The sequence below is a fragment of the Caballeronia sp. J97 genome, from assembly GCF_905220305.1.
GTDB lineage: Bacteria > Pseudomonadota > Gammaproteobacteria > Burkholderiales > Burkholderiaceae > Caballeronia.
The window spans coordinates 194,960-206,750 of sequence record NZ_CAJMZL010000010.1 but is presented as its reverse complement, the minus strand read 5'-3'; the positions used below and the strand labels follow the sequence as shown (position 1 = coordinate 206,750).

The following is an 11,791-nucleotide window of genomic DNA, read 5'->3' as shown; positions in this document are numbered from 1 at the left end:
TTCCCAAACTGATTGACGATTCGCGCGCCGTCGATGCACGACACGGGCGCGATCCGTCCTGCCTGATCCGCGCTTCGGGCGGCCGGCGAGGTATTCGGGGGATAGTTCTGGCCCGCGCACTGCGCGATAGCGGTATTTTGTCGCGCGATTGATATACTGTCCAATATCTATCTCGTCTTTCTGAAATAGCTTTTACAGATATCGCATGGAATTGCGCCATATCCGCTACTTTCTGGCCGTCGCCGAGGAACGCAACGTGACGCGCGCGGCGGAACGGCTCGGCATCGGTCAGCCGCCGCTCAGCCAGCAGATCCACGCGCTGGAAGATGAACTCGGCGTGCGGCTCTTCCGGCGCACGGGGCACGGCGTCGTGCTGACCGAAGCCGGCGAGACCTTCGCCGCCGATGCGAAGCGCCTCATGAACGACGCGCGTCTCGCCGTCGAGAAGGCGCAGAGCGCGGGACGCGGCGAAATCGGGCAGCTCAACATCGGCTTCACGGGGTCGGCGGCGTTCAATCCGGTCGTGTCGAAGCTCATCCGCTCTTATCGGCAGGCTTATCCGAATGTCACTCTGACGCTGACCGAAGGCAATACCGCGCAACTGCTCGCGCATCTCGACGCCGGCCGCGTCGATGTCGCGTTCGTTCGTCTGGGCAGCCAGTCGCCCGCTGGCGTGCAGATCAATCACATCGCGATCGAGCCGATGAAAATCGTGCTGCCCGCCACGCACACGCTCGCGAAAAAACGCAAGGTGCCGCTCGCGGCGCTCGCCGACGATCCGTTCGTGCTGCTGCCGCGCGAGGCCAGTCCGACCTTGCACGACGTCATCATCGGCGCGTGCCGCGAAGCCGGATTCGAGCCGGTCGCCGGGCAGCAGGCGCCGCAGCTTTCCTCAGTCGTGAATCTGGTCGCGGCGGAATTCGGCGTGTCGCTGGTGCCGGCGTCCGTGTGCCAGATTCAGGTCGATGGCGTCGCCTATACCGACGCCCTCGGCAGCGCCATCACGATTCGTCTCGCGCTGGCCTCGCGCATCGACGCGACAGCCGCCAAGACCGCGAACTTTCTGGACATCGCGCGGCGCGTCGTTATGTCATCGGCGTGACATTGTCATCAGAACAAGCGCGCATTGCATCGGACGCATTTTCGTTGAACACTTCGACTCGCAAGAAGAGCGTTCAGAAGGCCGAATCCCGTGAGATCGAGGAGCAAGGTCATGCGCGAAGAAATGAAGCATCCGTTGCAATGCACGCCCGCGTGCCGCCGGGGCTTTCTCAAATCAGTGGCATCCGCAACGATCGCCGGGCTCGCCGCACCGCCGCTTTTCACGACGCCCGCACATGCCGATGCCCTGACGCACGCGCAACGCGACGCCATGTCGCCCGAGCAGATTCTCGAAGCGATGAAGCGCGGCAACGAGCGCTTCCGCAAAGGTGAACGCAAGCCGCGCAATTACCTGAGCGAGCAAAAGGCGAGCGCGAAGGGACAATATCCCGCGGCCGTGCTGCTCAGTTGCATCGATTCGCGCGCGCCCGCCGAAGTGATCATGGATCTGGGCATCGGCGATATCTTCAATTGCCGCATCGCGGGCAATATCGAGAACAGCGATATTCTCGGCAGCATGGAATTCGCGTGCAAGCTGATGGGCGCGAAGGTCGTGCTCGTGATGGGGCACACGTCGTGCGGCGCGATCAAAGGCGCGATCGGCAATGTCGAACTGGGCAATCTCACCGGCCTGCTCGCGCGCGTCAAGCCGGCCGTGGACGCCACGCAGTACGACGGCGAGCGCACGGCGACCAATTACGCGTTCGTCGACAAGGTGGCGCGCAAGAACGTCGAGCTGACGATCGCGCAGATTCGCCGCGACAGCACCGTGCTCAGCGAACTCGAAAGCCAGCACACGATCAAGATCGCCGGCGCGATGTACAACCTGAGCACGGGCGCGGTCGACTTCTTCGGCTCCTAACTTTCGACGCGCTCGCAGCGCGCTTCCTTGCGCACGGCAGCACGCTGCGCCGCCGACCAATACTCGGTGCGCACGCCGATATCTTCCGACACGAAGCGTGCGCCGCGCGTCGCCCGGTAGTGCGCGAGCGCCTTGTACACGAGCGTCTGCCCGACCAGCAGGATCGGCACGTTGAGCAGCACCATCACGATATTCATCAGATCGGACAGCGCCCACAGATTCGGCAATTCGAGTCCGGCGAGCACCGTGAGCGCGCCGAACGGCACGAACACGAGCGAGCCGACGACACGAATGCCGATGATGAAACCTCGGCTGCGCGAAATGAAGTTGGCCGAGATTTCTGCGAACGAAATCATGCCGAGCAGCGTGGTGAACGCGAAAAGCCCATAGCACACGCACATCACGACTTTCACGACATGCGCGACGGAAACCGGCACGAGCGTTTCGACCGACGCGAGATAGACCGTGATCTTCGATGCCCTGACCGATTCCCACGCCTGCCCGTCGACCGTGCCGGTCCACACGTGCGCCATCACGACGATGAAGCCGGTCATCGTGCAGATGACCATCGTGTCGAAGAACACGCCGAGGCTCTGCACGAAGCCCTGCTCGCACGGATGATCGTTGTCGGCGATCGCGGCGGCCATCGTGATGGTCCCCTGCCCCGCTTCGTTCGACATCAGCCCGCGCTTGACGCCCTGCGCGAGCGCGGTGCCGATCGCGCCGCCGAAGAGCGCATGCGGCGCAAACGCGCCGACGATCACTTCATGAAAGAAGTACGGAATCAGCGGCAGATTGATCAGGATGATGACGAGCGACATCAGGCAGAAGAGCGTCGCCTTGATCGGCACGAGGACATCGGTGTAAGCGGTCACGCGGCGAATGCCGCCCATGATGATGAACGAGCACGCCGCGATGAGCACGACCGCGATGCCGTAATACACCGTCGACTGACGCGCGAGATGGGTGCCCGTCACGGTGTCGGCAATGGTCCCGATCGCGGTGAACACGTTGAAGGTCTGCGGCGGCACGTTGAAAAGCGCATAGATGATGAACACGAGCGATAGAAACGTGCCGACGGCGCGCTTGTCGCCGAGAATGCGCCGCCCGTAGAACGGCAGACCGCCGACGAACTCGTCGTGCTTCTTCTCCTTGAAAAGCTGCGCGAGCGTCGATTCCATGAACGCGGTCGCCATGCCGAAGAACGCGGCCACCCACATCCAGAACAATGCCCCCGGCCCGCCGACGGAAATCGCGCCCGTGATGCCGACGATATTGCCCGGCCCCGCGCGCATCGCGAGCCCGAGCATGAACGACGCGAGCGCGCTCACGCCGGTTTTCGACGACTGCCTGCGCAACATGATGCGCACGATCTTGCCGACGTTCATCGTCTGGATGAAGCGCGTGCGAATCGTGAAATGAATGCCCACGCCGACGAGCAAAAGGATCGCGAAGGAAAACTGCCCGAGCACGGGAATCTGCGACCAGGCCTTGAAATGAGTGGGGAAATCCCACAAGAAGTCCGAGACGGGTGCAATGAAGGCAAATAATGCGTTCACGGATTGGAAGAGACTTTCCACGCTTAGGCGTTCCTTTCTTGCTTCGACCTGTCTCAAACAGGCGTTCGGAATGTTGAGAAACCAGCGTCGTTCGAAGCTGGCGGACGTGCCCGCACGGGCACGCAAACGTATGCGAGGCCGCGATTATACGGCTCTGCGTCGGGTCGCTAACGGCCCGAGGCTTTCGGCAGACTCATGCTCAAACGCATGCGCAGACTCGTGGCCGTCTGCTCAGGCACGACGAGTTGCGCCCGAATGCTCTCGCAAAGCTCACGCGCCATTTCGATCCCGAACGGGTCATCGAGGGCATCGGACATGTTCTGTACGTCATGGCTTTTCGAACACACGATGTCGATATCGATTGCGACGAGCGCGCGGCTCCTGAGCGCGCTGTGCATCGAGATATCGATGCGCTCGCACACGAACGCGCCGCCGACATGCTCGATCAGGCTCGCGATGACCGACGCGCTGCGTGCTTCGTCCATCCAGACGCGCGTCGCGCGAACGGCGCGACGCTCGGCAAGGGCGCGTATCTCGTCGGCGGCGCGGTATCGGGCGAAGTGTCGGTCGGCGCATCGGGCAATGCGCGCCGCATCACGAATCTGTCGGCGGGCGCGGAGGACTCCGATGCCGTCAACGTCTCGCAACTGAAGGCGCTGGATAGCAGCATCCGCAACAATGCGGTGATGTACGACGGCGACACGAAACAATCCGTGACCTTCGCGGGCCACGGCGGCACGCAACTGAAGAACGTCGCCGACGCGACCGACGCCACCGATGCCGTCAACCTCGCGCAACTGAACGCGCTCGGCTCGGGCCTGCGCGACGGCGCGGTGATGTACGACGGCGACGCGAGCGGCGCGCCGGACTTCGGCCGCGTGACCTTGCGCGGAAACGGCGGCACCGCAATCGACAACGTCGCGGCGGGCGTGATTTCGTCGAATAGTCTGAAGTCGGCGCGGGACGGCATTGGTGAGCAGCGTCGTGAAGGCTTCGTTCGCACGAGCGAGCCTTCTTCGCGATGCGCGATGTCCGATGCTTCAAGGCGAAGTTGAACGAAGACCGTTAGTTGCGGCACATCCTCATGCGCATCTCGTTCTTCTCTTGCACAATCTCGTGCACGACGCCACGGGAGAACGAGATGACCGAACGACTCGCGAAACTTTTAGCCGTGGCTTCGATGGCCCTGCTCGCCTCGCTCGTCAGCTTCGGCAATCTGACCGACTACGGCAGCAACCTGCAATTCGTCGTGCATGTGTTGCGGATGGACACGACGTTCCCCGGCAATGCCAACATGTATCGCGCGATCACGTCGCCGATGCTTCAGCATCTCGGCTATGACTTGATCATTCTTCTCGAAACGGTCACCGCGCTGCTCTGCTGGGCGGGCGTCATCACGATGTGGCGGGCGCTGCGGCGGGAGAGCGAGGCATTCGCGCGAGCCAAACGCTGGGCGATCGCCGGTCTCACGCTCGGTTATCTCACGTGGCAGGTCTGTTTCATGTCGATCGGCGGCGAATGGTTCGCCATGTGGCAGTCCCAGCAATGGAACGGCACCGAAAGCGCGTTTCGCTTCTTCATGACGTTTCTCGTGATTCTGCTGTTCGTCACGCGTGCGGAACCGGAACCTCGTTCGCGAGGCGCGGACGAATGAATGCGAATGTACGATTCAGGCGCCGGCCGACTCGCGCCTGCGCAACCTCACGCGCACGCCGTTGCCCGAGCGGATCGTCACACGGCCGACGACGCGTGGCACATGGCTCGTATCGGGCTCGATGCGATAGCGACGCACGATGCTCGCGAGGATCAGCACCGCTTCCTGCGTCGCGAACGCCGCGCCGATGCACACACGCGGCCCCTTGCTGAACGGAATGTAAGCGCAGCGCGCCGCTTGCTTGCCGGCGTCGGTGTCGAAGCGGTCCGGATCGAACTCGTCGGGCCGCTCCCAGATCTGCCGGTGCCGATGCAACAGCCACGGCGAGATGAGAATGGGCGATCCGGCGGCCACGTCCTTGTCGCGAATGCACTGCGATTGCGTCGCCTCGCGCACGAAGAAGCCCACCGGCGGATAGAGACGCAACACTTCGCGGAACACGTTGCCGATCGTCGGCAGGTTCTTCATGTCGCTCATTTCGAACTCGCGCTCGCCGACATGCTCCTTGATCTCCAGATACAGGCGTTCCTGCAGATGCGGACAATTCGACAGCAGGTAGAGCGCCCACGTCAGCGCGCTCGCCGACGTCTCATGTCCCGCGAGAAAGAGCATGCAGACCTGATCGACGAGTTCGGCAAAGCCGAAGCGGTCGCCGCTGTGCGGATCGCTCACGTCCATCATGCCGCCGAGAATGTCGCCGTATGCGAGGGGCGTGCCTGCATCGCGTTCCACGCAGCGCCGCTCGATGATGCGCGACAGAATCGCGCGGATGCGCTTCGCCGAGCGCCGGCTCGCGCGCGTCCAGAGAAACGGCGGAAGACGATAGATCATCAGGATGGCCGCGCGCTGCGCGTGTCCCTGAAACTCGGTGAACGCGGTGTAGATCTCCCTCGCCTCGCCTTCGGTCAGGTCTTGCGAGAGGATCGTGCGGAAGATGATGTCGGCGGTGACGTAGGTCATCTCCTCGTCGACCTCGTACGAGCGGCCGTCGGCCACGGCGTCGAGACGCCCGAGCATGTTCGACGTCGATTCACGCATCAACGAAAACACGAGCTTCAGACGCGCCGCCGAAAACGCGGGTTCCATGAGACGACGCTGACGCTCCCACACGTCGCCGTTGGTCGTGAAGATGCTTTCGCCGAGCAGCGGCTCGAGCATCCTGTGCATCAACGCATGCTTCGGATAGCGCTTCGCATCGGCGAGAATGCCGGGAACCCATTTCGTGTCGTTGAGCATGAAGATCTTCATGCCGAACTGCGAGATGCTGCCCATCTTCATCGAATAGCTACGCTCGAAGAGCACGTCGATCCACGAGTTCCAGCCGCGCAGGAAACGCAGCAGCAGCGAGCTCTTGTTGCTGTGCGGCTTCGGATAGGGTGGCGTGAAGTTCATCGGTATCAGTAAGGGGTCAGGCGATAGGGGCCCGCGGTCATGCGGAAATAGTCGTATTGATTGGGCAGATCGCTCGCCATCAGATACTGGAAATGCAGGCGCATCTTGTCGCGCCGGATCTTCGCCCAGGCCGCGTCGCCGAACATGCGGAACGGCCGCACCAGCTGTGCGACGGGACGCCCGGCCGGCGCGCCCGCGACGCCCGACGCATCGAGCGGATTGACCTGCGAGAACGCGAGCGCGTCGGCGCGGGCATTCATGTCGAGCCACGGCAGATCGCGATGCTCGGCGAGCGTGCGCAGACACGCGCGAAATGCTTCGGCCCGCGGCTGCATGCCGAGCAGCGGAATGCACTGCCCGAGCGTGAGCATCGAGAGATTCGTGTGCTCGCCGGCGCGCGCGAGCGCGGCAAGACGCGCGCCCACCATCACCGCGACGATCGATCCGACGCTGTGGCCGATGAGCAGCACTTCATCGCAAGGCGCGCGACGGTGCTCGTCGACGATGTGTCTCGCGAGCGCGTCGGCGCGCGCCTCGATTTGTCGTTGCTTGTCGTCGTTCCATGCGCCGACGAATTCGTAGATCCTCAGCAGCCAGAACACGGCCGTGCGATTCGCGAGGCGCACGCCCGTCATGCACAACGCCGCCGCCGTGACGATGCCGCCCGCGACGCCCGCCACGCCCTGACCGCCTGCGCGTGTGACGAGGCCGGTCGCGGCGAGCCCGCCCAGAAGCGCCAGCAGCAGGATGAAGAACAGACAAGCGTGCGGATAGATCGAGCTCAGGAACGGGCCGCGGAAATCGCGACGCAATTGCGCCCACGCGCCGCAACGCGCGTATTGCACTATGCTCGCGAAACCGGCCCATGCGAGTTTCGCGAGATTGCGCTCCCAGTTGACGCGCACGATATCGTCCCAGTGCAGGAACTGATATTCGGTCGACACCGCGTGGCCCTTCCAGTCGGCGTCGACGCGCCACACGCTCGCATGCTCGCTTCGACGGGTACGCGGACCGGTCGTGATCTCGACGCCCAGCAGCGCGGCCTGCTTGCGCGCCTCGTCCTTGTAGAGCCGGTGATAGTAGCCGGGGCCGCGCGGGTCGAACCCGCTCACGTAGTACACGCGACGCGTCTTCACGCGCGCGCCGGCATCGATGGACGGCGTTTGCATCATCACAAGGTCCGGTCGTTCAGCCGCTTGCGCAGCACCAGATCGACGACGGGCTGCTCGCGCTTGTTCGCGCGGCGGCAATGATCGGTCTGGAAGCGGTCGGTCACCGCGATGATGAGCCTGGCCCAGCGGCGGTCGCGCTCGCGCCATGCGTGAGAGGAGATCGACTCCCACGCGTAGCCGTTGAACACGGTGGCGTTGACGAAATGATCGAGCGCACGCACGCCGGCGCGGCCTCGTTCCGTCCTGCCGAAGAACCCGACATAGACGATCAGCAGGTAGCCGAGCACGGCGAGCGGCACGATGACGGTCATCAGCATGACGCCGGCCAGGCGTTCTTTGAGGGAGTCGAACATCGGCGTTTCGGGTCGTATGGTTCAGGCGAGTTCGGCTTGTGCCACGGCCTGCTCGGGCACGGGGAGACGCACAGGTGCGTGCCGCTCGATCAGCGCGATGAAATTGCGCAGCGCATCGGCCTGATACTGCTGAGCATCGAAGCGTTTCGGCGCGGTCCAGCCGTTGAGCAGTTCAGTCAGACCATGCACGACGCCGCTTTCGCTGTTTTCGACGAGCAGGCCGTAGCCGCCTTCGAGCACGCTGTGCGGTCCCGGGATATCGGTCGAGACGACCTGCTTGCCGAGCGTGAGGGCTTCGAGCAGGACGAGACCCTGGCCTTCGTGGTCGGACGAGAGGATGAACGAATCCGCCCGGCGCATCAGCGGGAAGGGGTTGGCATGGCGTCCCGCGAATCTGACATACTCGCCCGCGCCCATCTCCCTGACCAGGCCCTCGAGCTTCGCACGCAGCGGCCCGTCGCCAATGAGCATCAGCTTGATGTCGGGAATCGTTTTGCGGACCGTGGCAAAAGCACGGATGAGCTTCTCCTGTCCCTTTTCGGGCGACAGGCGCGCGGCCGTCGCGATGACACGCGCGTCACCGATCCACGTCTCGATGGTCGGATCGACCGGTTCTTCGGCGAGCGCGAGAATGCGGTCCGTGTCGATCAGGTTGTTCAGCCAGGCGAAGCGACCGGCATCGATGCCGAGGCGGGGAGCGAGCGTCGTCAAATTCGCTTCGTGGACGCTGTCCGAGACGGACACGAGATCGTCGAATTGTCGATATAGGCTGAACAGCGCCTCCAGCTTCGGAAAGCGGACCTTCGACTCCTCCAGCATGTTGTTATGCAAATAGACGATACGGCCGATGTCGGACGTACCGGCTTCCGCGAACAATGACATCCAGAAAAGGTTGTAGCCTTCGAAAGCCACATACAGATCGAAGTGCGACTCGCCGAAGAGACGCCGGTACTCGCGCCGGAAGGCGCGCGCGTGTATCTCCTTGCGCTCGCCCTGGATCGGCGCTTCGAGAGGATCGTAGAACCTGTCGACAATGTCCCTTTCCTCGAGCGTCGCCACCATCGCGCCGGTCCGGCCCAGAATGGGAACCCTGTGGTCCAGCGCGTCGAGGGCGGCCCGGCACGCCGGATTCGCGTCGATCGTCTGATGATCCATGGCGACCGCGATGTCATAGCGCCCGTCGCGTGCCAGCTTGTTGATGAGACTGATGAACGACGACGTGATGCCGTTCACGTCGAAGAAGTTATAAAACAGCAAGCGAGGGCGTTCGCTTCGCGCAGTGATGACCTTGCCTGTCTGCTCGTCGTCGAAGAAGAAGGACATGGCGCGCTGCGTCGCCTGACCGTCGTCGTACATGCAAAACTTCGCGGCGGCAGAGGCATGGTCTTCGTCGTATTCGGGCCAGCGGCCGATCAGACCGGCGAGCGTGGACGAGAGTGCATCGATGTCGAAGCACTGGCTGCCCGGCATGTCTTCGAAACCGAAGTACAGGCCGCGCTGCGTCGAGTATTCCTCGTAGTCGTACGTGTAATAGACAATCGGCCGGCGCGTCGGGATGAAATCGAAGAATATGCTGGAGTAGTCCGTGATCAGGATATCGACGATCGACAACAGCTCGTTGGTATCGATGCTGCCCGGCACGCTCGCAATCTTTTTCTCCGCGAGCTTCTTCTCGACCAGATGATGTCCCTTGAAGAGCAACTGGCACGGCAGCGTCCTGAGTCGCGCCAGGTCGTTGATCATCCGACTGACTTCCGTCTGCTCCTTGCCGAGCTCGCCCCGCCAGGTCGGCGCATAGAGCACGACAGGCCTGTCGTTCGACAGCCCGAGACGTTCGCGCAATTCGAGCCGTGCCGACTGAGTCAGATTCAGCGTCGCATCGACACGCGGATAGCCCGCTTCCAGCATTTTGCCGGGGAAGCACCCTGCGACATCGTGGGACTCCAGGAGAATGCGGGACGTATGCGCATTCGGACTCAGCAGGTGAGTCGCCTGAAGCATGTTGCGCGCGGCGTTCGGCTGCAGCGTGCGCATGTCCTTGCCGAGCGTCTTCAGGGGCGTGCCGTGCCATGTGAACAGATAACGCTGCTCTTCCCTGCGGACGAAATACGGCGGGAACGTGTTGTTGTTGATGAGATACTTCGCGCTCGCCAGATAGCGGCGATAGCGATCGGATTCGCGCGTGACGAACACCACGTTCGCCCGCGTCCGATACTCCGGCGGAATCAGCCTGCGATCATTGAGCGCCCACACGTGAAGCCACGAACGATAGCGCGGGTCGTCCACGATCTGCCTGAACATCGCATAGGGATTGCAGCTCATGTTCGCGCCGTGGAAGGACTCGTAGACAATCACGTTCTCTTCAACGGGCAACGTCTCGTAGTATTCCGCATAGGCGAGCGCGCGCGTAACGTCGACTGTCTTGTACTTTTTCGCGTCGACGCCGTGAGGCAATCTGAAGGCGACCGTCTCGGCGAATGCCGCGCAAGCCTTCTCGTACGACCCCGCCCGCATGAGCGCGCGACCGAGACGGTAATACCAGTCGGGCTTGTAGCTGCTGCAACGCAAAAGCGCATCCTGACAGGCGCGCGCGGCAGCTTCCCATTCTCCGATAGCCTCGTGAGCGCGGGCGAGTTGCAGGTGAAGGTTTTCGTCGGTGGTGTTCGCCTCGATCCGCAGCGTCAGATGAGCGATGCGCAGCATCCAGTTGTCACGATCGCGCAGCGAAAGATGCTCCGGAATCTGCACCGCATAAGCGACGTTCTTGCGCACGTTCAGATAGGCAGAGCAGGCCGCGCGATGATCGCCGGCTTTCGAGAGCACGTAGCCGAGGCGATAGTTGCGATACGGACGATGCACCGCATCCGCGACGATCGCCGCGTTGTAGGCCTGCGCCGCTTCACGCCATTTCTGCTGACGCTCGAGCACGAATCCGAGGCGATAGTGCCAGTCGGCCTTCGCGTTGGGCGCAAGCGCCAGCGCTCGCCGATACGAGGCTGCGGCGAGATCCCAACGATAGGCGCGCTCTTGCGCGAACCCCACGCGAAAGCGCAGTTCCGCGCTATTGGGCGCAAGCCGCACGCGATCGAGATAAGACGCGAGCGCCAGCGCCCACAAACCGTCCTTCTGATGCCAGGCGCCGGTGCCCAGTCTGCGCAACTGCCCGCTCGCATCGAGCCTGGTCGCTTTCGCATACGCCTTCTCCGCGCCCGCCAGATCCCCCGCGCGCTCCATTGCCCGTCCGAGCCGGTATTGCCAGACCGAGCGCCCGGGCTTCAACGCCACCGCATCGCCGAAGGCCTCGGCGGCCTTGTCGAAACGCTTCATGCGCTCGCGCGCCTTGCCCAGCTCGTAATGCCACCGCGCATGTTTTCCCGCGCCTTCCACCGCGGCCTCGAACGCCGCGACGGCCTGCCACCATTTGCTCTTCTTGCTGAGCGCCAGCCCGAGCAGATAATGCGCGTGCGCGCGGCGCGGATCGCGCGCGATCGCCTCGCGCAGAGTCTGGTCCGCAGCCACCGTCTTGCCTAGCGTGAGCAGGCACAGTCCGCGCAGATACCGCGGATAGCCCCACTCGGGGAACCACTGCGAGATCCGCTGCAGATTCGCAGCCGATTGATTGAGCAGAAACACGCCGTAGCGCTTCTTGGCTTTCTTGTATGTCGCGACGAAATTCATGGCTTATGCAAATTGACGTC

At 63.1% G+C, this 11,791-nt stretch carries 10 protein-coding genes; 4 read left to right on the top strand and 6 right to left on the bottom strand.

Going from position 1 to position 11,791, the window contains the following annotated elements; genetic code table 11:
* Window positions 1-205 precede the first annotated feature (205 nt).
* Window positions 206-1,102, top strand: coding sequence for a LysR family transcriptional regulator (locus U4Y90_RS15950; RefSeq protein WP_321795830.1), 897 nt, complete (start codon window positions 206-208; stop codon window positions 1,100-1,102).
* Between the two features lie 111 nt (window positions 1,103-1,213).
* Window positions 1,214-1,963: a carbonic anhydrase family protein gene (locus U4Y90_RS15945; RefSeq protein WP_321795829.1), complete on the top strand. Its 750-nt coding sequence runs from the start codon at window positions 1,214-1,216 to the stop codon at window positions 1,961-1,963.
* Here the strand turns inward: U4Y90_RS15945 and U4Y90_RS15940 are convergent.
* Window positions 1,960-3,543 (bottom strand): amino acid carrier protein, encoded by a 1,584-nt coding sequence (locus tag U4Y90_RS15940; protein WP_321795828.1) that lies wholly within the window; start codon window positions 3,541-3,543, stop codon window positions 1,960-1,962. The two genes, U4Y90_RS15945 and U4Y90_RS15940, sit on opposite strands and share 4 nt — an antisense overlap.
* A gap of 146 nt (window positions 3,544-3,689) precedes the next feature.
* A complete protein-coding gene (locus U4Y90_RS15935; protein WP_321795826.1) occupies window positions 3,690-4,007 on the bottom strand; it encodes a hypothetical protein in 318 nt (105 codons plus the stop codon).
* Between U4Y90_RS15935 and U4Y90_RS15930 the strand changes: the two genes are divergently transcribed.
* Both U4Y90_RS15930 and U4Y90_RS15925 read left to right on the top strand, forming a co-directional pair.
* Window positions 3,960-4,577, top strand: coding sequence for a hypothetical protein (locus U4Y90_RS15930; RefSeq protein WP_321795824.1), 618 nt, complete (start codon window positions 3,960-3,962; stop codon window positions 4,575-4,577). The genes U4Y90_RS15935 and U4Y90_RS15930 overlap by 48 nt on opposite strands.
* Before the next feature lie 86 nt (window positions 4,578-4,663).
* On the top strand, window positions 4,664-5,176 hold the full coding sequence (locus U4Y90_RS15925) for a DUF2165 domain-containing protein (protein ID WP_321795822.1): 513 nt from the start codon (window positions 4,664-4,666) through the stop codon (window positions 5,174-5,176).
* A 15-nt stretch (window positions 5,177-5,191) separates the two neighbouring features.
* On the opposite strand, the gene U4Y90_RS15920 is transcribed toward U4Y90_RS15925, so the two are convergent.
* The 4 genes from U4Y90_RS15920 to U4Y90_RS15905 are packed head-to-tail and all read right to left on the bottom strand — an operon-like array spanning window position 5,192 to window position 11,771.
* Window positions 5,192-6,568, bottom strand: a complete 1,377-nt coding sequence (locus tag U4Y90_RS15920; RefSeq protein ID WP_321795820.1) for a cytochrome P450 — start codon at window positions 6,566-6,568, stop codon at window positions 5,192-5,194.
* Window positions 6,569-6,573: 5 nt separating this feature from the next.
* Window positions 6,574-7,740, bottom strand: coding sequence for a hypothetical protein (locus U4Y90_RS15915; protein ID WP_321795818.1), 1,167 nt, complete (start codon window positions 7,738-7,740; stop codon window positions 6,574-6,576).
* Window positions 7,740-8,093 carry a hypothetical protein gene (locus tag U4Y90_RS15910; protein ID WP_321795817.1) on the bottom strand — a complete coding sequence of 118 codons (354 nt, stop codon included), beginning with the start codon at window positions 8,091-8,093 and terminating at the stop codon, window positions 7,740-7,742. The genes U4Y90_RS15915 and U4Y90_RS15910 overlap by 1 nt, the downstream gene beginning before the upstream one ends.
* A gap of 21 nt (window positions 8,094-8,114) precedes the next feature.
* The gene (locus U4Y90_RS15905) at window positions 8,115-11,771 is read right to left on the bottom strand and encodes a CDP-glycerol glycerophosphotransferase family protein (RefSeq protein WP_321795816.1); all 3,657 of its coding nucleotides are present in this window, start codon (window positions 11,769-11,771) and stop codon (window positions 8,115-8,117) included.
* Between the last annotated feature and the right edge of the window lie 20 nt (window positions 11,772-11,791).